Origin of the sequence: Ruegeria atlantica, from assembly GCF_001458195.1 — a bacterium.
GTDB lineage: Bacteria > Pseudomonadota > Alphaproteobacteria > Rhodobacterales > Rhodobacteraceae > Ruegeria > Ruegeria atlantica.
Genome location: NZ_CYPU01000043.1, coordinates 1 through 25,235, shown reverse-complemented (window position 1 = coordinate 25,235; position 25,235 = coordinate 1). Strand labels below are relative to the sequence as shown.

Genomic DNA, 25,235 nt, shown 5'->3' with positions numbered 1-25,235 from the left:
ATGGCGCGTGATCCCAGATACGACATCCTTTTTGAGCCGGTGCAGATCGGCCCTGTGACTGCTCGGAACCGTTTCTACCAGGTGCCGCACTGCAACGGCATGGGTCGTAGCTTCCCATCTTCAATGGCCGAAATGCGCCGCACCAAGGCCGAAGGCGGCTGGGCTGTGATCTGTACGGAAGAGGTCGAAATTCACCCCTCGGGCGATCATTCGCCCTGGGCGGGGGGGCGGTTGTGGAACGACGATGACATCCCTGTGCTGGCCAAAATGTGCGACGGCATCCATGAGTTTGGCAGTCTTGCAGGGGCCGAGATCAACCACGCAGGCCAGATGGCTGCCAACCGTTACAGCCGGGATGTGCCGCTTGCGCCCTCACATCTTCCGGTCGCTGCGCATGACCCCGTTCAGGCGCGTGCTATGGATTTGTCCGACATCCGCGCCTTACGCAAATGGCACCGGGATGCGGCACTGCGCGCCAAGAAGGCGGGGTTTGACATCGTCTATGTCTACGCGGGGCATCAACTTTCGACGATGTCGCACTTCCTGTCGCCCTACCGCAACCGTCGTTCAGACGAATACGGCGGCAGTCTGGAAAACCGCGCGCGTCTGCTGCGCGAGGTGCTGGCCGATACCAAGGATGCGGTTGGTGACACCTGCGGGGTTGCTCTACGCTTTGCCGTGGACGAGCTGATGGGCGATCTGGGGTTCACCAGCACGGGCGAGGGTCGAGACCTGATCGAAATGCTGGCAGAGGAACCTGACCTCTGGGACGTCAACATCAGCGCATGGGAAAACGACAGTGCAACATCGCGCTTCAAACAGTCCGGATTTCAGGACGACTACGTCGCCTTTGTCAAAGAGGTGACAACCAAACCAGTGGTGGGCGTTGGGCGCTATACCTCGCCGGATGCTATGGTCTCGCTGATCAAGAAAGGGCGGCTGGACATGATCGGTGCAGCACGGCCCTCCATCGCGGACCCTTTCTTGCCGAAAAAGATCGAAGAGGGTCGGATCGAGGATATTCGCGAATGCATTGGCTGCAATATCTGCGTCTCTGGCGACAACCACTTTGTCCCGATCCGCTGTACTCAGAATCCAACAATGGGCGAAGAATGGCGTCGTGGCTGGCACCCTGAACGGATTGCACCCAAAACGGCAGATGAAAGCGTTCTGATCGTGGGCGCAGGACCTGCCGGGCTTGAGGCCGCACGCGCGTTGGGTCAGCGTGGCTATCGCGTGACGCTGGCGGACAAGGCCAGCGAAGCAGGCGGACGCGTGGCCCAAGAACGGCGCTTGCCCGGACTGGCCGAATGGGGTCGTGTGGTAGACTATCGCACCTATCAGATCGGTCAGATGGCCAATGTCGATCTTTTTCTCGAAAGCGATCTGACCTCAGACATGCTGGACGACTTCGACGCGGATCACATCGCCATTGCCACAGGGTCAAAGTGGACAGCGGACGGAATCGGGAGGCAAAACCCGCTGGGTCTCGACATCGCAGATGGGGCGACTGTCCTGACTCCGGACGACATCATGTCAGGGGTCAAACCTGATGGGCATGTGGTGCTGTTTGACGACGATCATTTCTACATGGGCGGTGCCATTGCCGAAAAGCTGCGCCGCGATGGCTGCGAGGTAACACTGGTGACGCCTGCCAGTGAGGTGTCATCCTGGACGCATAACACACTTGATCAGCATGCCATCCAAAAGCAGTTGCTGGACCTTGGCGTGCGCGTCGTCACCGCGCATAACCTGAGTGCGATCAGATCAGGCGCGGTGGATCTCGCCTGCGTCTATACGGATGCCATCCAAACGATCGACTGCGCGGCAACAGTGCTAGTCACCATGCGTGCGCCCGTCGATGACCTGTGGCAGCCGCAGCCCGACCTGATCCGCATTGGCGACGCGCTTGGCCCTTCGACCATCGCGGCCGCCGTCTACAGCGGCCACCTCTACGCCCGTGAACTGGGGCAGCCGGACAAAGGCAACGTCCCGTTCCAACGCGAATTGATCAACCTGACCGCGACCTGACCGGAGCCTGACCGATGACCAGAGACCCCCGCTACGACATCCTGTTCGAACCGCTTCAGATCGGGCCGGTCACGGCGAAGAATCGGTTCTATCAGGTGCCCCATTGTACCGGCATGGGTTATCTTCGCCCCCGCATGCTGGCGGAAATGCGCGGCATGAAGGCCGAAGGCGGTTGGGGCGTGGTCTGCACCGAATACAATTCCATCCATCCCTCGTCAGATGATCTGACCCATACGTCGGCCTCTTTGTGGGATGACAGCGATATTCGTGCCCACGCTTTGATGACTGAGAAAGTCCACGCACATGGGGCGCTCGCGGGGGCCGAACTTTGGTATGGCGGGGCACGTACTGGCAACATGATGACACGCGAGGTGGCGATGGATCTGTCCTCCTTGCCGAACACGGCGGGGCATCCGTTCCAGACAAGGGCCATGGACAAGACCGACATCCGCAATCTGCGCCGCTGGCATCGCAAAGCGGCGTTGCGCGCGCGGGATGCGGGGTTCGATATCGTTTATGTTTATGCGACCCACACTTATCTGCTGTCCAACTTCCTCAGCCCCAAGATCAACACCCGGTCGGATGAATACGGTGGCAGTCTGGAAAACCGTGTCCGCCTCGTGCGCGAGCTGATCGAAGAGACCAAGGATGCGGTGGGTGACCGCTGTGGCGTGGCGGTGCGCTTTGCTGCCGATGAAGAGATCGGGGAGGCCGGGGTACCAATCCATGGCGAGCGGCGCGACATGTTCGCCATGCTCGCGGACCTGCCCGACCTGTGGGACATCAATATCGCGGACTATAGCGTCGAGATGGGCGTGTCACGCTTCATCAAGGAAGCCCCGCTTGAGCCCTACATGGATTTTATCAAGAACCAGACGTCCAAACCGGTCGTGACCGTGGGGCGTTTTACCTCGCCCGACACAATGGTCAGCCAGATCAAACGCGGGGTGACAGACCTGATTGGTGCGGCGCGCCCCTCGATTGCTGATCCCTTTCTTCCCAAGAAAATCGAGGAAGGCCGGCTTGAGGACATCCGCGAATGCATTGGGTGCAACATTTGCTATTCTGGTGACACCTTGGGCGTGGCGATCCGCTGCACGCAAAATCCCAGCATGGGTGAAGAATGGCGCAAGGGCTGGCACCCAGAAGAGATGAACGAAAAGCGCTCGGACGCCTCTGTCCTTGTGATTGGGGCCGGGCCCGCCGGGCTGGAAGCGACCCGCGCACTGGGAAAACGCGGCTACAGCGTAACATTGGCAGATGCGGGCAAAGAGCTGGGCGGTCGCCTGCCCCGCGAGGCCGCTCTGCCGGGGATGAGCGAATACATTCGCGTCCGCGACTACCGCGCGCAGCAATTCCACAAGATGACAAATGTGCAGTTCTTTCTGGAAAGCCCGCTGACGGCCAAGGACGTAATGGAGTTTGGCGCGGATCACGTGGCGATTGCGACAGGCGCAATCTGGCGCAAGGATCGGTTTGACGGCGAGGCCTTCGTTGAAGTGGTCCCGGAAGGCGCTGCTGCGGAGGTCCTGACCCCCGATGACGTCATGGACGGCAGATTACCCAACGGCCCGGCACTCGTCTACGACGAAGACGGGTATTACATGGGCGGCGTGATTTCGGAGAAAATCAAGGCGGCGGGGATAGACGTCACGCTTTGTACGCCCTCAGAAGTCGTGTCCGAATGGGCTGGAAAAACTTCGGAACGCTGGCGGATCAGGGCGCATCTGATGGCGCTAGGGATCAAGACAGAACTGGCGCAGGCTCTGACCTCTTTCGATGGGAAAACAGCGACCCTCGCCTGTCAGTTCACCGATGCGGAGAAGCAGCTGCCATTCTCTTCGGTCGTTATGGTGACGCATCGTACGCCCAACGATGACCTCTATCACGATATTCTGGCTCTGGCGGGTGGCGATGCAGCTGAACTGCCGTTCACGCTGACCCGGTTCGGGGACTGCGAAGCACCTGCCATTGTTGCGGCTGCGACCTATGCCGGGCATCGCTACGCCCGGCAGTTGGAAGAAGAGGTGGACGTTGACCAGCCCCTGCAACACGACAGGGTCGATGTCGGCGCACAAGGACGGAAGCCTTCAAAAGCCTATCTCGATACGCTCCTCCTTTACTATGAGGAAGAGATCGAGGGGGAGGCCTATTTCGCCGGTGTTGCTGATCGGCTGGCGGAACCTCACCACAAACAGGCTTTCCAACTGCTGTCCGAAGTCGAAACCTACACAGCCAAAGCGATGCGTCCCTTGATCGACAAGTACGGTCTGGTGCCCCGCCCCGAGGCGGATCTTCATGTGACAGGGCGGGATCAGGCGGCGCAAGAGATCAGTGACTGGGATGCACTGATCGAGAAGATGGATAAGATCTTTCCCGATTACATTGCCTCATTCGAACGCCTCGAAGCCATGGCCCCCGGTGCTGAAGACCTGCCCGGCCTCAAGGTAGCCACAGCACATGAAGTCGCCGCAGTGGAGTTCATCAATCGCGAACGCGCCGGGGCGTCAGACAGCCTGGCACCTCTACGTCACTTCCTGAAAACAGGTACTTCCTGATGTGACATGGCGGTGGGGGATCATAGGTGCCGCTGGGATCTGCGTTGCAGCCTACCTCGCCGTCTACGCGTCGGGGGCGATTGGCGCAGGGCAACAGGTCGAAGACGCGGAGGCTGAGACGTGCAGCAGTTGCGACGCACGCAAGAAAGACCTGTCACGCCTGCGTAAGGCGTTGAGTACACCTGCCGCAGGAGGGGATTAGAGAGATGCCTGGCGGTCCGAACCATCTCTTTACACCGTTGACCATTCGGGGCCTGACCCTGCGCAACCGTATCTTTTCTACCGGCCACATGGCGGTGATGCTGGAGGATGGCAAGGTGACGGATGCCATGGTCGAGTACCATGCAGCCAAGGCGCAGGGTGGTGCCGCGCTCACGATTATCGAAGCCGCGCGCGTGCATCCTTCCGGTGACAGCGGCAGGCCTGCTATCCGCGCTTACGATCCAGCTTGCGTGCCTGGTTACGCCAAACTGGCAAAGGCCTGCCAGGGCCACGGCTGCAAGGTCTTTGCCCAACTCAGCCATCCCGGGCGCGAAATGACCATGGCCGCTGATGGCACTCATGCAGTGGCTTATGCCCCCTCAGCAGTCCCCAATGAACGCTTCCACGTGATGCCGCGCGAGATGAGCGTGAGGATGATCCACGAGGTGGTTCAGGGGTTTGAAACCTCTGCTGCGAACATCCGGGCGGCGGGTCTTGATGGGGTCGAGATCGTTGCGTCGCATGGCTACCTTCTGGGCCAATTTCTGAACCCGCGCGTGAACCAGCGCCAGGACGCTTATGGTGGCTCGCCCGTGAACCGGATGCGGATCATCCAAGAGGTCATTGCCGCCATTCGCAGAGGCGTCGGCGATGGCTTGGTTATCGGGATCCGGCTGTCGGGTGAGGAAAAGGACCACGACGGGGTCGAAGTGGACGAAATGCTGGAGATGGCGCAGGCGATCGGCGCAGACTGCGATCTGGATTATCTCAACGTGACCGCCGGGACATCTGCGGGGCTTGCAGGCTCGACACATATCGTGCCCTCGATGCGGTTTGAGGCGGGCTATACAACGCCGCTTTCTGCAGCCATCCGCGCCAAAGTGCATAAACCCGTCTTTGTTGCAGGGCGTATCAACCAGCCGCAGATTGCGGAACAAACGCTGGCGTCAGGTGCCGCTGACATGTGTGGGATGACCCGGGCGTTGATCTCGGACCCTGAGATGCCCCGCAAGGCCGAAGCCGGGGCTTTGGATGACATCCGGGCCTGTGTTGCGTGCAATCAGGCCTGCATCGGGCATATGCTGAATGCCTGTTCGATCTCTTGCATTCAACACCCCGAGACAGGGCGGGAACTGACCTATGGCACGCCTGAACCAGTGGCCGCGCCGCGCAAGGTCATGGTTATTGGTGGGGGCCCCGCAGGCCTGAAGGCAGCAGCAGTTGCGGCAACGCGCGGTCATCAAGTGACGCTCTACGAGGCGCAGGCGCAGCTCGGCGGACAAGTGAACCTCGCACAGCTTTTACCGGGGCGGGCTGAGTTTGGCGGGGTAACCACCAACCTTGCGCGTGAGGTCCGGAATGCGGGCGTAGATGTGCGACTGAACACGCTGGTGACCCGGGATTTTATCCAGGCGCAGGCCCCGGATGCCATTGTGATTGCCGTTGGAGGCACCTGCCGGATGCCGCGCATAGAAGGGGCCGAAGACGCGCATGTCGTCTCTGCCTGGCAGGTGTTGGAGGGGCAGGCAAATGTGGGTGCCAGAGTGGTGATTGCCGACTGGCGTTGCGATTGGGTGGGCATGGGGCTGGCCGAACGGTTTGCCCGCGACGGCTGTCATGTGCGCCTTGCGGTCAATGGCATGGTCGCGGGTCAGACAATCCAGCAGTATGCGCGTGACACATGGCTGTGCGATCTGCACAAGCTGGGGGTCGAAATCATCCCACATCTGCGCCTGTACGGTGCGGATGCGGATGACGCCTACTTCCAGCACACGCTGAGTGGTGAGGCAGTCATCCTGAACGAGGTCGACACGCTGGTTTCAGCGTTGGGCACGCAGTCTGAGACAACGCTGGAAGCCGAGCTCAAAGACTATGAGGGCGCGCTCCACGTAATAGGCGACGCGCTTTGCCCCCGAACCGTGGAAGAAGCCGTGCTTGAAGGTCTCAAGGTGGCAAGCAGTCTGTGAAGTGCTCATGATCCATATGCTTTCCAGTTTTGATCTGAAGCCGGGCGAAGACTGGGACAGCTTCGCGCGGGACTACGACACCTTTCTGGAAGACCTGCGCGCGGCGGACCTGATCGCGGATGCAAGCCCTCTGGGCCGCCGCGTCAGTGATACGCCCATGGATACGGACGACACGCGCACGCACCAGTATTTCTCGGTCATAAGCTTTCGTGACCGCGCACAACTGGACGCAGCCTACGCGCATATCGATGCTCGCGCGCGGCCCGGCACAGAAACGCATCTGCGCATGTACCGCAGGCTGACCAAGACCGTTTTCCTTTGCTGGGAAGACGCCGAAACCGGAAAGGGCACCCCATGACCAAAACCGCCAATATCCTGCACTTTGACCCCAAAGGCCCCAATGGTCTGGAAGAGTGGGAACAGATGGACTACGCCAGCCTTGTCTCGGGCGAGCCTGTGCAGCGTGGCCATCTTTACCACGAAATCGAAGATCAGGGTTATATGGTTGGAGTCTGGGACTGCACCGCGTTTACCGAACAGATGGCGCCCTACACGGTCGATGAATACATGCTATTTCTCGAAGGGGAACTGACGATGGTCCTGCCCGATGGGGCAGAGATTGAGATCAAAGCGGGGGACGCCTTTGTCATCCCCAAGGGGTTCGAGTGCCAGTGGAAGCAGACAGGCTTTGTACACAAGATCTTCATGATACTGGATGGTGACGTGCCGCAGGCCGAAAATGCCTCGCTCCGCCGGATCACGGTTCCGGACCTTGCAGGGCCCAGCGGCGCAGATGTTTCGACCACGCGCACGGACTTTCTGAATGCGGCAGGCAACATGCGCGTGGAGGTTCAGACCCACGGCGCGGTTGCGCAGACACAACGCACCAGTGCCGCGCATGAGCTGATCACGGTGCTCGAAGGTTCACTGCAGCTCTTTGACGGTGAAAGCCCACATGTATTTGAAAGAGGCGACACCGCCTATCTGCATCAAGGCGACACCGCCGGATGGAACACCGCTGCGGGTACGCGCTTGATTGTCGCGAGCTATAACAGCGGCGGGTAACGTCATGCGCGGGCGAATTCTGCCTCGACCTCTTTGACCGCGTCTTCGATGATGTCGAACATCTCTCCAAGCCGTCGTTGATCAGCAGTACTGATGTTGCAATGTAGCTACACCAAACTGGTCGTTCGCTGCATGGGCGAGATCAGCAACAAGTTGGAGGTCGGCATTGCGGGACTCTAGGGTCGTGCGCTGCACCTGCAGCATCTCGGTTGTCCACAGCACGGTGCGTGTTGGAGACACCTTGAACCGGACTCAAATTCTAAGAAAACGGCTAGGAGGAGAGTTGCTTCAGCAGTTTATTTGCATCGACCAATTCTGGCAGATCATGGCCTCCGTTAGCCGCGGTAAGACAGAGCCAAAGCATACAAGCACCGTGCTGCGGCTTCGATGTCTTGCCCATACAGAAATGGCGCCGATCTCTCGGTTTGCGGAATTTTCGTGTCCGTCGCAATTTCGAGGTGCTCGAGCGATTCAGATAATTCACCCGAAAACAGTTTTGTAAGCCCCAACATCCGGTGACCTAGCAAGACTGGTTCAGGTTGGTCCTTCCGTTGCGCCATGTTCAACATCTCAGTTGCCAGTTCGACAGCTCTTGGTAGCTGCGCGGTTATGTGAGCTGCTTTAGCTCAACTAATTCAACTTAGCTAAAGTGTGAAAAACAAAAGATGGCTTTGGCCAAATCGATTTACTGTCCATTAGCTCCTTTCTTTTTCAGGGAAGGTTTGACCCTGGCGCTGGATCCTGCAGTGTCTCAAGGTAGTTTGCGATCTCGATCAACTTAGTCGGCATAAGGAACGGCTCGCCATTTCCCGGATCGAACTCGCTCATGTCATGGTCCAAAATGTCTACAATAACGGGCATATCCTCCCGCGGTAGAGTATTGCGGGAATACCCGCTCAGTATCTCCATAACCTCAAGGGCGGGCCACATACCGTCGCGTTGGGCAGCAATCTTAGTCAAATCCGCCGGCTTTGTACTCAAACGCGCTGCTGCAGGTCCATCGCCCTTCCCATCAACACCATGGCAGGACACGCAAATCTGCATGTAGAGTGTTTTGCCGGCACTTGTGGTTTCTATGGTGGTTCCCATCAAAACAAACGGAACCAAAAGCAGCCAATACTTCATAAGGGCGGTCTTTCTGAAACTGTGCGCTACCGTTAACGTTTACGGAAAACGGATACTTTGATCTCGGTCAAGTGACCTATCATGGATCAAGCAATAACAGATTGCAGCCATGCGAGCGCGGGGGGGGGGGGTAGCCGAAATCAGTGGAAATTGGAAGATACAGTCCCGGAACAAAGAAGCGGCAATGCCGCCGATGAACTGAAATGAAGTCGAAGTGACCGTATTTTTGGGATCTGAGTAGGGCAATCGGCCTGGTATTGCATGTCAGGATCGGGCTCAGCGCAGTCAAGTGATCGCAATGTTGCAGTGCGGTCAGTTACCTAGCAAATGTGCGTTCCCAAATCATTGACTAGCCAAAACAATTAACTTTTTGCGGAGTCGACCAGGCCACGAGTTTCTGAAGTGAGATTGTGCAATACAAAATAAATGTAGGCGGACAAAACCGCCGCGATGAAACACCAGATCGATGTGAAAGCGTGAGCCGCAAAGAAAAATCCAAAAGCAACGGAAATAACAATGAGATAACCAAACCTTCGCAATCTTTTGTCGCTCGACCCAATAAGCGGGATGCAGATAACTAAGGAGTATATGAGGCGCGCAATGTACTTGGTGGCTTCAGTTGGAAACATCTGGGCGTTTTCATACTGAATTGAGTGTTTAACGAGTTTAATTTCGAGGCTTTCTGGCGATACGAAAACGGGCAGGTATAGCAAGGCTCCGAGACTGAACCCTATTCCACAAATTCCTTGGAAGATCAGCTTGCGTCGTCGCTCCAATTCAATCAGAGATACTGACAAAGGCACCCAAAACGGCCAAAAAAAATAAGCAAAAAATAGAAATATCAACGCAGCTTCTAACGAACCGCTGGTCCCAGAATTACTAATGGATACCCACAGAAAGCCTTCGGAAAACTGTTGAACACCAAAGAAAAGTGGGAAACTTGCCAACGGAAGGTAACGGCACCCCTTTTGCAGAGCCAATCGGATTGTAAGACCACTACAGGTAACGAGCGCTGCACCGGCTATAAAGCTCGCTTGAGATGAAAAACACATTACTACGACACCTCTTGTCCTCAGTAATACTAGGGCCAATCGAACCAAAAAACCTATTTTCGCACTGTATCCCTTTGTCATGAAACGAAGACAGCCATCCCCAGTTGTTGGAATTCTGCTCTGGGCTCGGAGCAGTCATACGCTCCTGTCGATCTCTACTGGTGCCATTGCTGCCGGATTTGCGTTTGCGGCCCAGCGTACTATGTGGGTGATGGCTTGGACTAAGACTATATGAACCCCGCAGCTCCCAATTTCTCAAAGGCGACCAGCGCAGCATTCAACGCAGCTTTTTCAGTCCCAAAAGGGTCATCCCAAACAAATGACTTGCCCTTATAGTTGATTACTTCAAGTGTCCAATACTCTTGTCCTGAAGTACGGTGAATACAGATTTCAAAACGTGATCCATCAACCGAAACACTTTGGGATAAGTCAGAAGAAACAAAAGAAGGAATGTCCATCGCATCACTCCGGCTCGAATCGTCGACGCAACGAAAATACAAAAACTGGAATTAGATTTCAGCAATCTTTTTTTCACTCAGGACTGCGCTCTCTGCGGGACAGAGTTACCGTCGGAAAACGCAAAATGTTCAGACCGTTCCCAACTCATTACTTTAGCCGAGCCGGTGAATGAGGTGCTCGCCCTCAAACCCTTGCAACTCCACCGAAGTCGCGTTGGCGAAGCGGTAATCATGCGTTTCGCCGACCATTTTGCGCGTTGCATCAGATACCTGGATTTCGCCCGGGGCAGCAAGGGCGGTAATCCGGGCGGCTTTGTTGACAACGGACCCAAAGAAATCATCGCTCGTCTGGATGATGTTGCCGGTATGAATACCAATGCGCAGGGCGATAACAGGTCCGTCGGATTGCACAGTTGCCTGCAGGATCGCCTGCGCGGCGCGCAACGCATGAGCAGGTTCCGGAAAGCTCGACATTGTTCCGTCGCCCAGCGACTTCACAAATTGACCACCTGCGTCTTCGATGATTTTGCGAAGCATGTCAAAATGCCGTGCCACCTCAGAGGACCACAGACGGTCGCCAATCATTGAAGCAAGGCGCGAAGAATTGACGATGTCGGAGAACATTATCGAGGCAAAACCGTCTCGTTGATCCAGTGAGAAACCCTTCCGAGCAGCTGCGACAAGGTCGGCGATGGCATTTTGTTCGATCCCCGTGAAATCGATATTCGGGATTGGAACCGAGCCATGGCGCTGCACGATTTTCCAAACGCCCTCTTCGAGCGCGAAGATTAGGGTGTTCCTCACATGAAATGTCCTGTCGGGCTGATCGGCAAAAACAATGTCATGAGCGAGGCACGCCCATCCGGAGTCACCATTCTCAAAGGCTTCGGCAAAAGTTTCTTCGTGTTTAAGGAATCTCGGGATTACGCCAAAAAACTCTCCAATCCCCTCGCGCACCGCGTCACCCGCCCACAGTTCGCCGTCACCTGTACCGACGAAGCGCAAGTATTGGTGTTCGGACAAAAGGTTCCGCATCTGGTTTTTTCGTTTGTGCTGGATTGCGTCGATCCAGCGGCGCGAAACGGCAAGCAGTTCAGTAGACGGCCGCGTCATCGCGGCTGGTCCTGCCAGTCATTTGCCATCACGAGTTTCTTTTTTCCCAAAACGAAACCTCCAGGATTGCGCCTCTTTTTTCACGCTCACGTCAAGATTAGCACAGACTATCGGATTTGCGATAAATGCGATGGTATGCTTCGTCTGCATTGGGCTCAACGCGGTCATCTGAGCACTTTTGTCGGATGTCCACAAAGCGGCTGAAACGGGACGCTCAATACCTGTCGGCACGCGGCTTGTCTGCTTTGACCTCCCGCTGACCGCTTAAGCGGGAACCGGACCTTGATTTGAACAGGACTTACGTCCGAGTCGCGGACAATGCCGCCGGGCGCGGTGTCGGTCCAAAAGTCCTTTTATTGGCACGGCGCAAGAGGGAATTTTCTGATGTTCCGGATAGCTATTGTGTAAATTGGATGGATGTAAAGTCGAGGTGTGATTGTGGTAGTATGACGGTAAAGAAGCGCCAGACTTACTATGAAATAAATGCGGGTAAATGTATGGGGCAGTTCAATTTGAAGAATGCCAAAACAACCTCAGTTTCAACTAGCATCGCTGCATTTACGGCTGTGTTGCTCGTTTCGTTATTTTTTGGCGGTGCTAAGGCGCAGCAACTTCCTCACTCGGATCCATATCGAAACTCAATTGCTATTGCGAGCGAGGCAAACGTAGACGAAGACGTCCTGTCTCGGCATGTCGTTGCTTTAGGAGCAGCAGATCTTACGAATATAGCAGATATTTGGCAGCGCAGAGTCCAGACCAACCTCTCGAAAATTGCCGAAGGCTTGACGCAGTTGGAAACTGCAGTGGATCATCAAGCTCCTGAGCTCGTCAATCAAATAAAGACCATAAACCGCCAAAACATCGGTGACTTTCAGAACTACCTCATAACGGTCAATGCTCTGGAGCGTAAAGGCGGTTCTAAAGAGGAATTGGAGAAGCACCAGGGGTTTATCAGAGGTTTTGTGACTGAGCTTTTGCTTTCTTATCAATGGTCAGTGATTGCTCAGCTTTCAAAGGACTGGGTTTTGTCAGGCAGGGGTGGTTTTAGGGCACTAAGCGGAGTTTTCCAAGCCATAATGGTTTTAACCGTTGCATTTCTTCTCGGTGGGGTTCTGAAAAGAATTTCGAGCAGACGGCTTCACCGCCGCAGAAATGAAAATGAAATCGCGGCAGTGGTAATACCGAACGTCATTCGCTGGAGTATTCTTGTTCTTGGTTTTTTTGTCGCCCTGTGGGGGCTTGATGTAAATCTTGGCATCACAACAGCGATTTTCGGCGGGCTTGGGTTCCTTGTGGTGTTCATGCTTCAGAACTTTTTTCAAAGTGTTATAGGCGGTCTTCTGCTTCAAGCAACAAACCCTTACTCAAAGGGCGATACTGTATCTATAAATCATACGATTGGGACAGTGGTTGACGTAAACGTGATTTCAACAAAGCTCAGGACTTTCGACAATCGTTTGGTGCAGATCCCAAACCAATCCATCTGGCAAGGATCCATGGAGAACCTTACTAAGTACAGAGTGCGGCGTGTCGATCTTGTTTTCGGGATTGGATATACAGACGACATTGAGCGCGCCAAAGCGACGCTCGCTGAGATGGTAGGGGCAGACAAACGATGCCTGAGAAGCCCGGAAACGCGGATATTTGTCGGCGAACTGGGTCCCTCGTCCGTGAACGTTTATTGTCGGCCCTGGGTGCGCACCGACGACTACTGGGATGTGATGTGGGACCTCACGGAAATCGGAAAGACCCGCTTACAGAATGAAGGTATATCTATAGCGTTTCCGCAAATGGATGTGCATGTACACACCAAAAAGTCAGCTTCATCTGAGGTCTGGCCAAGTTAGCTCGTTGTGTTGTGCTCTAACGTTTAAAGCCCTCTGTTTTCGCCACTCTGAAAGATTAATCTCCCGACGGAATAGTATGTTGCCACCCTCGTTATGAGAAATTGGCGAGGAGAATCACGAGGCGTCGCCCGGTCGGTCTGATAAGCAAGCCTTGGCTCAGACGGCTCCAAGAAACTACCTTTTATTTGCGATGCTAAACAGCTCCTCCGACTACAGTTTCACTACTGTAGAACTCCTCCCAAGTCGGGAAAATCTTCGCATTTTGGTTTTGTGAACACAAAAAGTGGAGAGACGAAATGTCACAATTTGATCTGCTAATTACCCTTCGAGACCAATACCCAGCCACTACTGCTTCGGCGCACAATTTGGTCTTACGTACGTCTGAGCTTTTACTTGCTAGAAAGCACCAAGTACAAATTGACCTGCATAATTCTCATAGGGCTCAAATCGCCTTCGAAAATGGGCTGTGGGAAACCTTACTCTGGGCAGCACGAGAATCCAACGCGACGAGTGCAGAGCGGTTGTTTAAGTTCACGGCAAACTTCTTTGCTCAGTTTGCTCTGGCTTGCCCAACTTGGAACTACGTCATGCCTGAAGTCACTAACTTTTTGATTGCAGCCAGCAGCGCTGAACACTCGTTACTTATTGACGCCGTCCATCAGGTGAAAAGCGAGCAATCCATAATGATTGGTATCGGGAAAAGACCTATCGTACTAAACCAGCAAGCCGCCATGGCGTCGCTTGCCGCCCCAACCGGGTCGCCATGAAGAAAGGAACACGGTGACTCAAGCAATCTATCGCAATCAAATTGAAAGGAGGAACAAATGAACAATGCTGATTCAAAGGCTTGGGATCTTGTACTGTCGATAAAGCCCGACGACTTGATTGAATTCTATGAAGAAACAGAGGAGCTTAGCGACCTCCATCGTCATATTTACCAAAACTTTCAGATGAATGGGCGGTTCTCCTGCGCGCATCAGGAATTCTTCTTTTATTCTAATGCAGCTGAGCTTTATGCCATTTCATTACATGCTCAAGAATCTATCGAGCCTTGAAAAGCATTTCTTCAGGAGTAGTCAAAAAACTTGCCAAGAGTTGACCGCCGCAATTTTCAGTCAAGCACCAGAGCTGTCAGTCACATCTCTAATCGGTATTGGCTGAATCTTGCGGCGCTGTTCTGCTAAAAACTCAGATGAAATTGCAGTGAGACCGCCGTGATCACGAGATGATTGAATGCGCAGAAACCTTTCTAGCTTGCTTCATGCTCTGCCAGCGTTGTGTTGGATCACAAGAGTTTCAACCCGGTGCGGATCATTTCAATAACGCGGGGTGCGTAAGGTAGATCATTAAGGTACTCTTCAATCGTAAAGTCGCCGTTAAGCTGAGGCAATTGTGCCCTAGCTCGCTCTGTTTCGCCTGCGAGGCTATGCACCGCAGAAACAATCAACCGATCACTTACACTGTGACGCACATCTAATTGGCGCAATTTTTCGGATGCGGCCTTGTAATCGCCACTTTCAACATCTTTTAGGCAAAGCGTAATTTTGGTCCACGTCGGCAAAACGGGGTTCGCATCTGTCGCTTTCCGCACCAACTCTATGCCTTTCTTAGGGTCGCCGGCCAATGCAATCCATCCTCCAGCTACAGCGAGCAGAAGGTTACCATTTGTATTAGCCCGTATCCCAGCATCAACTAGTTGCAAAAACCTTGGTTCGTCTCCATCCAGTTGGGCATATATGGCTGCAGCCACAAGAGCTTCCTGACATTGTGGCTCAAGCGCCAAGGCTTTCTCCGCGTGGGTACGTCCGTCTTCAATAACCGATTTCAGTCTTTGTTGACCAACGGATACTTCTTCGACGTGTCCAAACGCTAAAAGCGCATGCGCAAGTCCACTGGTTGGGTTATTGGCAACAGCAAGTTTACAAAGCTCCATCATTTGAGACAAACTACTCACTCTGTTTGTGCGTAGATGCGAATGAAAGGCCAACAAAGCCTGGTAAACATTAGAGTCCGAGGCAGGCCGCGTTTGGACATTCCTCTCAATGTCTGTCGCGACAAACCCGTACGCATCCGCAATGTAGATGGCGCAGTGCTTTGCGATGTCTTCTTGTGTTTTGAAAACGTTGGCGTGGCTCAGATAGATGTCTTTTCGCTCCGACCATAGCAAGGCCCCTGTTTCTCTACGCTTTAACTGAACAATTACTCGCAGGCATTCGCCATCTTCGCGCACCGTCCCTCCCAAAATATAGTCGCAACTCTCAAGCGATTTGCAGTCTTCTTGGCCTCCAACTTTTGAGTTTTCTGCCCGAAAACCTGTCAGTACCCGAATGTGACCAAAGCGGGCAAGTTCTAATGCAATTTCTTCCGGCAAACCATTTCGAAAAAAAATTGCGCGCTCGGTGTCTGAACCTGAGAACGATCTGATGCCGAGCGTGGGCAACCTGAGCAGTTGCAAATCAGTCAAAGTCGCATTTGTAGTTTCCAATTCTCGAAAACGAAACGTCGGGCGATACCGACCCTTGGGAACTGATATCTCTACCCTGTCTTCTCCACCTGATGTTAAGTAATAGTAACTCAACGCCTTTCGCAGTTTTACTGCTTCAGTTCTTACTACGGGGTCTGTGTTGGGATCGAAGTCAACACCCCTTCCAAACACATCCATTGCCAACGCAGTACCATGAAGTTCTTCACCCTTTCCGTCAATTTCACTTTTGACGAGGTGCTCAAAAAACATTCGGGTGCGTTTGCTGGCGGCGAAGTCTTTTGAGCCAACAATACGTTCCAGCTCTTCCAAGATCTCTTCTCTTGTCACTTTGAAGGCCAAAAAATACACCTCAGGATCAACTGCGCCATACAGACTAACTAGCATAACCTGGATATTGCGGCAAAGGAGACATCATCTTGGGGATGTGACGGTCACCGCTGAGAGTGGTCTCTTCGGATTCAAATAAATGATGCGCTGCGAAAAAACCGTTACAAACAACCTGACGTCCACTTTGGGCTCGAAGCAGTCATCCGACAGCTTTAGTCAAGGGACTGTTTTGCGGATGCAAGCGGTCATTGGGGCCGCATGCAGGATTGGTCCGACATCAGCCTTCCCGGCACTATTCGACGAGTTTTCAAGCTTGATTCTGAGGTTCTACCGTCGCCTGACCCTCTCTCGATTACGCTCCCGACGTTCGATGTTGATCTGGTGATCGCGACCCAATGCCCGGTAGAATCCCAGTCCCTTGGACCAGTTCACAAAGTGGGCAAAGCTGTCGACCTGATCGTCATTGCGACCGCGTGGAAAGGACTGCAATTCGCGTTTGAACGTCGCCAGCCAGGGCGCGTCTGCAGGCAGGTACACCTTGCCCTCTTCGACAGGACCGCACGCGGACTGGAACCGGGTTTCCTTGTCCTTGTCAGGTCTAATGCGGTCATAGCGCCGGCGGTCATCACGAAACAATTCGTCCAGAAGCGGTTTGCCAGAAGCGGCATCCTCGATCAGAACTCGATCCGGATCCCAATCGCGGACAAGCTGCAGTGCCTTGGCTTTCAGGTCTGGGTAGTCCACCTGCCCGCGCCAGACGTCGAGAAGGTGCTGTCAGACGAATTCGAACCAGTCTCAGTTTGCCACGGAAACCGCGAACCTATCCGGAACAAAGTTGACGCCACTCGCTAAGAGCGGCGGCGCGGGTCAGCTTGAAGGTGTCTCGGCTGGTGAGCGATCGTTCCTGATTGAAGTGATTGTAGACGGTGGAATGGACGGAGGCGAATTTCTGTAAACTTCGCATGCGCCTGAAACGCTGCATCGCGCGTTCGCGTCGTCGAAACGGCAGGTGCGAATTCTCGACGCGGTTGTTGAGCCACCTGCCCGTCTGTTGTTTTTCAAGCGCGCCCAGTTCTCTGAGCGCGGCTCTGTATGAGGCAAAGCGATCCGTGACGACGGTTTCCGCTTTACCGTGGCGCTTCATCAATTTCTTGAGGAATTTCAGTGCTGCAGCTTTGTTTCGGCGTTTGGTGACAACGGCCTCAAGCACTTCACCTTCGTGATCGACGGCACGCCAGAGATAGTGGCGTTTGCCGTTCACTTTCACGAAAACCTCGTCAAGGTGCCACTTCCACCTTGAAAAGGCTTGGAGTTGCTGAACCCGTTTTCTTCGGATCTCTGATGCAAACATCGGGCCGAACCTGTTCCACCAGTATCGGACAGTTTCGTGGCTCACATCGATGCCTCGCTCATGAAGCAGATCTTCTACATTCCGAAGCGAGAGCGGGAAACGGATGTACAACATCACAGCGAGGCGGATGATCTCGGGACTGGTCTTAAAGTATTTGAAAGAGGTAGGTTTGGTCATGTGCAAAATCTACGCAACCGCCCTGCACCGCTCAAGCAAAGTTCTTCTGACAAGACCGCCCGAATTGCCCGATCAACTTCAGGCCGAGATCATTGACGTCGACGGTGCAGCGGTTGTTCCGGGTTTTATTGATGGGCATGCGCATATCAACGGTGGTGGTGGTGAAACCGGACCAGCCAGTCGGGTGCCGCCGATGGTTCTGTCGTCTTTCACCCGTGCAGGTGTCACCTCGGTCGTTGGGGTGTTGGGCACCGACGATCTGACCCGCAACACGCAGACGCTGGTACAACAGGCCTATGGGCTGCGGGCCGAGGGGCTTTCAGCCTGGTGTCACACCGGTGGCTATCACATCCCTCTGGCCACGCTCACCAGTTCAGCCCGTAGTGATATCGTTTTCCTTGATCCGGTTATCGGCGTTGGTGAACTGGCGATCAGTGATCACCGGTCGAGCCAACCCACTTTGGACGAGTTTCTGCGGATCGCAAGCGAGGCGCATGTTGCTGGCCTAATGACTGGGAAAGCCGGCATTGTGCATTGCCATATGGGAGACGGCGAGCGGGGTCTCTCGATGTTGGAACAGGCTATCGCGACCTGTGAGATCCCCGCGCGCGTCTTCAATCCAACCCATATCAATCGCAACAAACCGCTCTTTGAACAGGCCGTCGCACTGGCGCGGCACGGATGTTACATCGACGCGACCGCATTCCCCTGTGAACATATCGAGCCCGGCATTTCGGCCGCCGAGGCCTATGTCCAATTTCGCGATTTGGGTGGTCGCGCGGACCGGTTTACGATCAGCTCTGACGGTGGCGGTTGCCTGCCGGCCTTTGACCGAGAAGGCAATTTGACACGGTTCGGTGTGGGATTATCGGACACTCTGCCCGAAACGCTGCGCGACCTTACCGATAGCGGAGTACCCCTGTCCGAGGCGCTGGCTCCGTTGACCTCGAATGTCGCCGATCTGCTGAAGTTAAATCAGAAAGGTCGCTTAAAGGTGGGCATGGACGCTGATTTGGTGGTTCTTGACGAAAACACGGGTGTGCGGCATGTGATGGCCCGGGGGGAATGGCATGTCCGCGATGGCCAGATAGTCCGGCGCGGCATGTATGAAAAGGTTTGAGCGTCCGCGCGGTCCCCGGTGGCTGCCCGCTATAACACCGGAAGGTATTTAAGATATGTGCCCTGCACCCATTGATGCAGAGACCCCGCGTGGGTTCATCATTCCGATTGGCGGCGGCGAAGACCGTGTCAAGGAAATGCAGATTCACCGCAAATTCGTGGAACTGTCCGGCGGTGCGGATGCCGATATCGTCGTAATCCCGACGGCCTCGATGTTGGAGGAAACCGGGCCGGATTATCACCGTATTTTCTCCGAACTCGGGGCCGGTCAAGTCGAGTTTCTGCCGATCTCGCGCCGAGCCGATTGCGACAATCCCGAATATGCCGAGATGCTGGATCGCGCCACCGGGATATTCATGACTGGCGGGAACCAGCTTCGCTTGTCGGCGATTCTGGGTGGTACGCTTGTCGCTCAGAAAATCCGGCGTCGGAATGCGGCGGGGGTACCGGTTGCGGGAACCTCTGCCGGGGCCTCGATCATGTCCGAGCACATGGTTGCAGGCGGAAGCAGCAATTCCGCGCCGGCGGAAGGCAACATCACTCTGGCCCCGGGCATGGGGTTGACCAACGCGGTCATTATTGACCAGCATTTTACACAGCGTAACCGCTTGGGGCGCTTGCTAACGGCCTCATCTTTCAACCCTTTTCTGATCGGACTGGGAATTGACGAAGACACGGCGGCGTTCATTGGGCCAGATAACGTTCTTGAGGTCGTGGGCAGCGGAACCGTGAGCGTGGTGGATGCCAGTCATCTGACCCATTCGTCAATGTGGGATGCCCGCCGCGGCGAGGCGCTGAGCCTTCTGGGTCTTCGGCTTGACGTTCTGGGCGAAGGGTGCCGTTATGATCTGACGGCTCGCCAGGCATTCCCGCCGGATGAGCATATGGCGTTCTGCACACTACCGGACCTGTCTGGGGATGACGTCGCCAGCGGGGGATAACAAAAAGATAACCAACGGGGACCTTCATGAAAATTACTTCGACCAACGTTTTTGTCGGCCCGAATGTGTGGGCAAGTTTTCCGGTTATTCGCCACGTTATCGACTTGGGTATTCTTGAAGAATGGCCTTCTGCAAAAATTGGTTCCGATTATATTGACGCATTGATCGCGGCACTTCCCGGTCTGGTTGAACATGGGTGTTCCTATCGCGAACCCGGCGGTTTCATCAGACGCCTGCGCGAAGATGAAGGCACCTGGCTGGGTCACGTACTGGAACATTGCGCTATCGAAGTACAGAACGTAGCCGGCACGGATGTGACTTTTGGCAGGACCCGCAGCACGGGTGAACCTGGCCAGTATAACATGGTTTATGAATACCGGCAGCGCGACGTCGGTCTGGCCGCGGGTAAGCTGGCGATGCGGTTGCTGATGCATCTGCTGCCGAAATCCCTGAAGGATCAGGTGGATTATGATTTCGACCCGGATTTTAACTGGGACGACGAACTGCGCAGCTTTGTGCTGCGGGCGCAGCGCAAGGAATTTGGTCCCTCAACCGGCTCGTTGGTCAAGGCCGCACAAGAGCGTGACATCCCCTGGATCAGGCTGAACTCAGGCTCGCTGGTGCAGTTCGGGCATGGGAAGTATCAGAAACGCATTCAGGCAACCATTACCTCTGAGACCAAGCATATCTCGGTCGAGATTTCCTGCGACAAGGAAGATACCCACAACCTGTTGAACGATCTGGGCCTGCCGGTACCGCAGCAGCGCATGGTTTACTCGGCCCGCGAGGCAGCGAAAGCGGCGGGGCGTATTGGGTTTCCTGTTGTCGTCAAGCCGCTCGACGCCAATCACGGACGCGGCGTTTCGATCAATCTGAAATCGGAATCAGAGGTCGAGGCCGGTTTTGCCGAAGCCAAGGAACACTCCCGCAGCAGGGCCATTTTGGTGGAAAGCTTCATCACCGGTTTCGATCACCGAATGCTGGTTGTGAACAACAAGCTGGTTGCAGTGGCCAAACGTGTCCCTGGACATGTCGTTGGCGACGGCACGCACACGATTGCCGAACTGGTTGACATCGTGAACCAGGACCCGCGCCGTGGCATCGGGCATGAAAAAGTGCTGACCATGCTTGAAATCGACAATCAGGCCAAACGCCTGATGGAGAATGCGGGCGTGACAGAAGAGACCGTGTTACCGGATGGTGAGATTTTCTATCTCCGATCGACGGCAAATCTGTCGACGGGCGGTACAGCCATTGACCTGACGGATGTCGTACATCCTGACAATCGTGACATGGCCGAACGCGCCATCATGGCGGTTGGGCTGGATGTGGGGGGTGTGGACTTCCTGATCGACGACATCACCAAATCCTACAAGGATATCGGTGGCGCTATCGTCGAGGTGAACGCAGCCCCCGGCTTCCGAATGCACGTGGCTCCGTCCGAAGGTCAGCCGCGCGACGTGGCGGGCAGAGTGATTGATATGCTGTTCCCCGCCAATGAGGAAACCCGCATCCCGATTGCGGCGATCACGGGTACCAACGGCAAGACTACGACGTCACGGATGCTGGGTCACATCATGAAGACCAGCGGCAACACGGTTGGCATGACCTCGACAGACGGCGTCTATGTCGACGGTAAGCTGAGCGTCAAGGGCGACATGACAGGGCCCAAATCCGCGCAGATCGTCCTGCGCGATCCGGCGGTCGATTTCGCGGTGATGGAAACCGCGCGTGGCGGGCTTGTGCGGTCAGGTCTGGGCTATCAACGCTCAAACGTGGCGGCGTGTCTGAATGTCTCGGCAGATCATCTGGGTCTTGGTGGCATAAACACGGTCGAGGAACTGGCCGTCGTCAAGCGCGTGGTGGTTGAAAGCGCCACAGATACGGCGGTGCTGAATGCCGATGACATCAATTGTCTGAAAATGGCCGACTACGCCGGAGCCGATCAGATATTCTATGTCACTACCAATCCCGGGCACAGTCTGGTCAAGGAACATATCAAGGCCGGCGGCAAGGCCATCGTGCTGGAAAAGGGCATGAATGGTGACATGCTGACCATCTATGACAACGGGCTTCATATCCCGGTTCTGTGGTCACATCTGATCCCGGCGACGTTGGAAGGCAAAGCGATTTTCAACGTCCAGAATGCCATGTTCGCCGCCGCGATGGCCTATAGTTTCGGAGTAGACCTGGACAATATCCGTCACGGTCTGCGCACCTTCGACACCAGCTATTTCCAGGCACCCGGGCGAATGAATGTCTATGATGAACATTCCTTCAAGGTGATCCTGGACTATGGCCACAATCCAGCCGCACTGAAGGCGATGGCGGCGCTGGCCGATCAGTTGGAGGTCAAGGGCCGCAGGCTGTGCGTTGTTGCGATGCCCGGAGACCGGCGCGATGAGGACATTGTAGATGGCGCCGCCGCGCTGGCTGGACATTTTGATCATTTCATCTGCAAGGCAGATGACCGCCGTCGCGGGCGTGGGCATGACGAGGTGCCGCAGATGATGCGTCAGTCATTGATCGACAACGGCGTCGACGATGCAGCCATCACGATCATCCCCGACGAGGTTGAAGCGGTGAGTGCCGCGTTGGAGCAGGCTGCACAGGGCGATCTGCTGGTGATCTTTGGTGACGACACGACGCGTTGCTGGAAACAGATCATCTATTTCAACTCTGATGGTGAAGCACCCGAGGCCGCGCCGGTGGCAAGCCCCGCCGAACCCGCATTCGAAGACATGTTCGAAGGCGACCAGAACCTGATCCGGGATGAGCGTGGCGTTCGTCTTGCCCGTGAAATCAGCGAAGACGCAGATTGAGCGGAGGCACCGGAATGGACCGGATTGAAGAGTTTGAGACCGCGCTGACAATCGAAAGCGCGACCGTCGACCATATTCAGGTGGGTGACGCCCGACGTCTGACCGGACCGGGTCTGCTTTGGGACCGACCCGGCGCGGTGATGGACGTGTTTTTCACCGAAATTGATGCCACGCAGGTCACCGCCCTGTGGGAGAACCACGCGCGTCGTGTGCTGGATGCGCTTAGCTGGCAGGATCAGGATCTGACCCATCGCATCTTTACCGGTGGCGTCAATTTGGCGATCTCGGCGCCAATGGATCAACTCTATTCCTCGATCTTCGCGGCGCAAACCGCCTGGCATTTCTGTGCCGCTGACCTGCTGGCATCCGAGCCCGGAGATTTCGATCAGATGGTTGCGGATGTTAAAGGCGTGATGGAGAAAGAAGCCAACCCCGCGCTGATCGCACTGATCGCAGCAGCACAGGCGCGTGGTGTGGATATTCTTTGCGATGATGATGACGTGTCGATCGGGCATGGGACGGGCAGTCAAACCTGGCCGGTCGATGCGCTGCCAGCCTCTGATGAAGTAGACTGGTCTGCCCTACACGATATCCCCGTCGCGTTCATCACTGGAACCAACGGCAAAACTACCACAACCCGGTTGCTTGAGGCGATCGCGCGCGCTTCCGGCAAGGTCGCCGGGCTGACCTCAACCGAGTTTGTGCGGGTGGGTGACGATATTCTGGACCGTGGCGATTACTCCGGCCCCGGTGGCGGGCGGATGTTGCTGCGCGACAAACGACTGGAAGTTGCCTGTTTGGAAGTCGCACGTGGCGGCATCCTGCGTCGGGGACTGCCGACCCGCGCGGCCACGGCAGCCGCGGTCACAAACGTGGCGAATGACCATCTGGGGCAATACGGTGTAAACACGGTACCAGAACTGGCTCAGGCCAAGTTTGCCGTTCATCGCACGCTGGCCGAGGGCGGTGTGCTGGCCCTGAATGCCGACGACCCCTATGTCCGCACCGAGGCTGAGAAGACTTCGGCAAACATCTGGTGGTTTTCGCTGGACGCACAGAATGGCCTGATCCGGCAGGCTCGCGATGCAGGCAAGTGTTGCGCCTATGTGCGGCACGACGATATCGTCTTTTTTGACGGCGCGGCCGAACAAGTAGTGATCGCAGTTTCCGATGTTCCCCTGACCATGGGCGGCGCTGCGAAATACAATATCCTGAACGCGCTGGCGGCCTTGTGCCTTGCCCTGGCACTAGACTTGCCCGTTCAGGCAGTGCGGGATGGGTTGGCCGGGTTCAAGCCAGACGCCAAAGATAACCCAGGTCGTTGCAACGAGTTTGAGTACAATGGAGCACGGGTCTTTGTGGATTTCGCACATAACCCACATTCCATTTCCGCCGTTTGCGATGCGCTGTCTAGCTTGCCGGCAAAACGGCGTTTCATCATGCTCAGCCATGCGGGGGACAGATCGGATCAGGATATCCGGGACGTAACTGCGACAGCGCTGAACTTCCAACCTGATGTGGTCGTCGCAACCGAACTGGAGGGGTACTTAAGAGGTCGCGAACTAGGAGAAATTTCTGATCTGATCGAACGGACAGCGTCGGAACATGGGTATGGTACAGAACAAGTACTCAGAGCTGCTTCGCCTACACAAGCCGCTTCTATGATACTTGAACTGCTGGAGCCGGGTGATATTGCCTTGCTGCTGGTTCTGTCCGATCGCGATGCCGTTCTCGCGATGTTTGACGGGTGAATACAAAGCCGGGGGTGCTGTCAGACCGGTGCTGTCAGACTAATTCGAACCAGTCTCAGTTTGCCGCGGAAACCGCGAACCTATCCGGAACAGAGTTGACGCCACTCGCTAAGAGCGGCGGCGCGGGTCAGCTTGAAGGTGCCTCGACTGGCTAGCGATCTTTCCTGGTTGAAGTGGTTGTAGACAGAGGAATGGACGGAGGCGAATTTCTGCAAACTTCGCATGCGCCTGAAACGCTGCATCGCGCGTTCGCGTCTTCGAAACGGCAGGTGCGAATTCTCGACGCGGTTGTTGAGCCACCTGCCCGTCCTTTGTTTTTCGAGAGCACCCAATTCTCTTAGAGCAGCCTTGTAGGAAGCGAAGCGGTCGGTGACGATCTTTTCGGCATTGCCGTGCCGCTTCATCAATTTCCTGAGGAATTTCAGTGCCGCAGCTTTGTTTCGGCGTTTGGTGACGACCGCTTCCAGCACCTCGCCTTCGTGATCCACAGCCCGCCAAAGATAATGCCGCTTACCATTTACCTTCACGAAAACCTCGTCAACGTGCCACTGCCATTTGGAGAACGAGCGCAGCTGCTGAACACGCTTCCGCCTTATCTCAGCAGCAAATATCGGGCCAAACCTGTTCCACCAATATCGGACAGTTTCGTGGCTCACGTCGATGCCTCGCTCATGCAGCAGATCTTCGACATTCCGAAGCGAGAGCGGGAAACGGATGTACAGCATCACTGCAAGGCGAATGATCTCAGGGCTGGTTTTGAAATACTTGAAAGAGGTAGGATTGGTCATGGGCAAAAACTACGCAACCACCCTGCCCCACTCAAGCAAAGTTCTTCTGACAAGACC

Annotated in this window: 20 protein-coding genes; 12 read left to right on the top strand and 8 right to left on the bottom strand. The window is 55.4% G+C overall.

All coding sequences use genetic code 11. The features are described from left to right. The 5 genes from RUA4292_RS14600 to RUA4292_RS14575 all read left to right on the top strand — a co-directional run bounded on the left by RUA4292_RS14600 (position 1) and on the right by RUA4292_RS14575 (position 7,822). Entirely contained in the window at positions 1-2,031 is a 2,031-nt protein-coding gene (locus tag RUA4292_RS14600; RefSeq protein ID WP_058278277.1) for an oxidoreductase, read from the top strand. A gap of 14 nt (positions 2,032-2,045) precedes the next feature. Then, the gene (locus tag RUA4292_RS14595; RefSeq protein ID WP_082637124.1) at positions 2,046-4,589 is read left to right on the top strand and encodes an oxidoreductase; all 2,544 of its coding nucleotides are present in this window, start codon (positions 2,046-2,048) and stop codon (positions 4,587-4,589) included. 206 nt (positions 4,590-4,795) lie between these two features. Next, positions 4,796-6,757, top strand: coding sequence for an oxidoreductase (locus tag RUA4292_RS14585; protein ID WP_058278275.1), 1,962 nt, complete (start codon positions 4,796-4,798; stop codon positions 6,755-6,757). Between the two features lie 7 nt (positions 6,758-6,764). Beyond that, positions 6,765-7,115, top strand: a complete 351-nt coding sequence (locus RUA4292_RS14580) for a DUF6614 family protein (RefSeq protein WP_058278274.1) — start codon at positions 6,765-6,767, stop codon at positions 7,113-7,115. Beyond that, entirely contained in the window at positions 7,112-7,822 is a 711-nt protein-coding gene (locus tag RUA4292_RS14575; RefSeq protein WP_058278273.1) for a cupin domain-containing protein, read from the top strand. The genes RUA4292_RS14580 and RUA4292_RS14575 overlap by 4 nt, the downstream gene beginning before the upstream one ends. A 711-nt stretch (positions 7,823-8,533) precedes the next feature. Here the strand turns inward: RUA4292_RS14575 and RUA4292_RS14565 are convergent. The 4 genes from RUA4292_RS14565 to RUA4292_RS14550 all read right to left on the bottom strand — a co-directional run bounded on the left by RUA4292_RS14565 (position 8,534) and on the right by RUA4292_RS14550 (position 11,492). Then, positions 8,534-8,947: a c-type cytochrome gene (locus tag RUA4292_RS14565; RefSeq protein ID WP_058278271.1), complete on the bottom strand. Its 414-nt coding sequence runs from the start codon at positions 8,945-8,947 to the stop codon at positions 8,534-8,536. A 362-nt stretch (positions 8,948-9,309) separates the two neighbouring features. Beyond that, on the bottom strand, positions 9,310-10,080 hold the full coding sequence (locus RUA4292_RS14560; RefSeq protein WP_058272672.1) for a DUF6629 family protein: 771 nt from the start codon (positions 10,078-10,080) through the stop codon (positions 9,310-9,312). A 146-nt stretch (positions 10,081-10,226) separates the two neighbouring features. Next, a complete protein-coding gene (locus tag RUA4292_RS14555) occupies positions 10,227-10,457 on the bottom strand; it encodes a hypothetical protein (RefSeq protein WP_058278270.1) in 231 nt (76 codons plus the stop codon). A 153-nt stretch (positions 10,458-10,610) separates the two neighbouring features. Continuing rightward, positions 10,611-11,492, bottom strand: coding sequence for an adenylate/guanylate cyclase domain-containing protein (locus RUA4292_RS14550; protein WP_233493450.1), 882 nt, complete (start codon positions 11,490-11,492; stop codon positions 10,611-10,613). A gap of 524 nt (positions 11,493-12,016) precedes the next feature. Here RUA4292_RS14550 and RUA4292_RS14545 point away from each other — a divergent pair. From RUA4292_RS14545 to RUA4292_RS14535, 3 genes are all read left to right on the top strand, one after another. Next, positions 12,017-13,417 carry a mechanosensitive ion channel family protein gene (locus RUA4292_RS14545; RefSeq protein ID WP_233493449.1) on the top strand — a complete coding sequence of 467 codons (1,401 nt, stop codon included), beginning with the start codon at positions 12,017-12,019 and terminating at the stop codon, positions 13,415-13,417. 296 nt (positions 13,418-13,713) lie between these two features. Beyond that, positions 13,714-14,184 carry a hypothetical protein gene (locus tag RUA4292_RS14540; RefSeq protein ID WP_058278267.1) on the top strand — a complete coding sequence of 157 codons (471 nt, stop codon included), beginning with the start codon at positions 13,714-13,716 and terminating at the stop codon, positions 14,182-14,184. A 57-nt stretch (positions 14,185-14,241) separates the two neighbouring features. Continuing rightward, entirely contained in the window at positions 14,242-14,472 is a 231-nt protein-coding gene (locus RUA4292_RS14535; RefSeq protein ID WP_058278266.1) for a hypothetical protein, read from the top strand. A gap of 230 nt (positions 14,473-14,702) precedes the next feature. On the opposite strand, the gene RUA4292_RS14530 is transcribed toward RUA4292_RS14535, so the two are convergent. The 3 genes from RUA4292_RS14530 to RUA4292_RS14520 form a co-directional block, all read right to left on the bottom strand. Then, positions 14,703-16,286, bottom strand: a complete 1,584-nt coding sequence (locus tag RUA4292_RS14530; RefSeq protein WP_058278265.1) for a hypothetical protein — start codon at positions 16,284-16,286, stop codon at positions 14,703-14,705. A gap of 270 nt (positions 16,287-16,556) precedes the next feature. Further along, positions 16,557-16,973, bottom strand: a complete 417-nt coding sequence (terL, locus tag RUA4292_RS14525; protein WP_058278264.1) for a phage terminase large subunit — start codon at positions 16,971-16,973, stop codon at positions 16,557-16,559. 76 nt (positions 16,974-17,049) lie between these two features. After that, positions 17,050-17,757, bottom strand: a complete 708-nt coding sequence (locus RUA4292_RS14520; protein ID WP_058278263.1) for an IS6 family transposase — start codon at positions 17,755-17,757, stop codon at positions 17,050-17,052. On the opposite strand from RUA4292_RS14520, the gene iadA reads away from it, so the two are divergent. From iadA to RUA4292_RS14500, 4 genes are read left to right on the top strand one after another with little or no spacing between them, the layout of a single operon-like run. Beyond that, a complete protein-coding gene (iadA, locus tag RUA4292_RS14515) occupies positions 17,756-18,877 on the top strand; it encodes a beta-aspartyl-peptidase (RefSeq protein WP_058278262.1) in 1,122 nt (373 codons plus the stop codon). The genes RUA4292_RS14520 and iadA overlap by 2 nt on opposite strands. Before the next feature lie 55 nt (positions 18,878-18,932). Further along, on the top strand, positions 18,933-19,817 hold the full coding sequence (locus RUA4292_RS14510) for a cyanophycinase (RefSeq protein WP_082637122.1): 885 nt from the start codon (positions 18,933-18,935) through the stop codon (positions 19,815-19,817). Between the two features lie 26 nt (positions 19,818-19,843). Beyond that, positions 19,844-22,639 carry a cyanophycin synthetase gene (cphA, locus tag RUA4292_RS14505; RefSeq protein WP_058278261.1) on the top strand — a complete coding sequence of 932 codons (2,796 nt, stop codon included), beginning with the start codon at positions 19,844-19,846 and terminating at the stop codon, positions 22,637-22,639. Positions 22,640-22,653: 14 nt separating this feature from the next. Beyond that, entirely contained in the window at positions 22,654-24,390 is a 1,737-nt protein-coding gene (locus RUA4292_RS14500) for a Mur ligase family protein (RefSeq protein WP_058278260.1), read from the top strand. 80 nt (positions 24,391-24,470) lie between these two features. On the opposite strand, the gene RUA4292_RS14495 is transcribed toward RUA4292_RS14500, so the two are convergent. Beyond that, positions 24,471-25,178, bottom strand: a complete 708-nt coding sequence (locus tag RUA4292_RS14495) for an IS6 family transposase (RefSeq protein WP_058278259.1) — start codon at positions 25,176-25,178, stop codon at positions 24,471-24,473. Between the last annotated feature and the right edge of the window lie 57 nt (positions 25,179-25,235).

What these genes read in the sequence shown, in the direction of transcription:
- RUA4292_RS14600 (WP_058278277.1), top strand. Translation starts at nt 1, where the DNA reads ATGGCGCGTGATCCCAGATACGACATCCTTTTTGAGCCGGTGCAGATC.
- RUA4292_RS14595 (WP_082637124.1), top strand. Translation starts at nt 2,046, where the DNA reads ATGACCAGAGACCCCCGCTACGACATCCTGTTCGAACCGCTTCAGATC.
- RUA4292_RS14585 (WP_058278275.1), top strand. Translation starts at nt 4,796, where the DNA reads ATGCCTGGCGGTCCGAACCATCTCTTTACACCGTTGACCATTCGGGGC.
- RUA4292_RS14580 (WP_058278274.1), top strand. Translation starts at nt 6,765, where the DNA reads ATGATCCATATGCTTTCCAGTTTTGATCTGAAGCCGGGCGAAGACTGG.
- RUA4292_RS14575 (WP_058278273.1), top strand. Translation starts at nt 7,112, where the DNA reads ATGACCAAAACCGCCAATATCCTGCACTTTGACCCCAAAGGCCCCAAT.
- RUA4292_RS14565 (WP_058278271.1), bottom strand. Translation starts at nt 8,947, where the DNA reads ATGAAGTATTGGCTGCTTTTGGTTCCGTTTGTTTTGATGGGAACCACC.
- RUA4292_RS14560 (WP_058272672.1), bottom strand. Translation starts at nt 10,080, where the DNA reads ATGACAAAGGGATACAGTGCGAAAATAGGTTTTTTGGTTCGATTGGCC.
- RUA4292_RS14555 (WP_058278270.1), bottom strand. Translation starts at nt 10,457, where the DNA reads ATGGACATTCCTTCTTTTGTTTCTTCTGACTTATCCCAAAGTGTTTCG.
- RUA4292_RS14550 (WP_233493450.1), bottom strand. Translation starts at nt 11,492, where the DNA reads ATGCGGAACCTTTTGTCCGAACACCAATACTTGCGCTTCGTCGGTACA.
- RUA4292_RS14545 (WP_233493449.1), top strand. Translation starts at nt 12,017, where the DNA reads ATGACGGTAAAGAAGCGCCAGACTTACTATGAAATAAATGCGGGTAAA.
- RUA4292_RS14540 (WP_058278267.1), top strand. Translation starts at nt 13,714, where the DNA reads ATGTCACAATTTGATCTGCTAATTACCCTTCGAGACCAATACCCAGCC.
- RUA4292_RS14535 (WP_058278266.1), top strand. Translation starts at nt 14,242, where the DNA reads ATGAACAATGCTGATTCAAAGGCTTGGGATCTTGTACTGTCGATAAAG.
- RUA4292_RS14530 (WP_058278265.1), bottom strand. Translation starts at nt 16,286, where the DNA reads ATGCTAGTTAGTCTGTATGGCGCAGTTGATCCTGAGGTGTATTTTTTG.
- iadA (WP_058278262.1), top strand. Translation starts at nt 17,756, where the DNA reads ATGTGCAAAATCTACGCAACCGCCCTGCACCGCTCAAGCAAAGTTCTT.
- RUA4292_RS14520 (WP_058278263.1), bottom strand. Translation starts at nt 17,757, where the DNA reads ATGACCAAACCTACCTCTTTCAAATACTTTAAGACCAGTCCCGAGATC.
- RUA4292_RS14510 (WP_082637122.1), top strand. Translation starts at nt 18,933, where the DNA reads ATGTGCCCTGCACCCATTGATGCAGAGACCCCGCGTGGGTTCATCATT.
- cphA (WP_058278261.1), top strand. Translation starts at nt 19,844, where the DNA reads ATGAAAATTACTTCGACCAACGTTTTTGTCGGCCCGAATGTGTGGGCA.
- RUA4292_RS14500 (WP_058278260.1), top strand. Translation starts at nt 22,654, where the DNA reads ATGGACCGGATTGAAGAGTTTGAGACCGCGCTGACAATCGAAAGCGCG.
- RUA4292_RS14495 (WP_058278259.1), bottom strand. Translation starts at nt 25,178, where the DNA reads ATGACCAATCCTACCTCTTTCAAGTATTTCAAAACCAGCCCTGAGATC.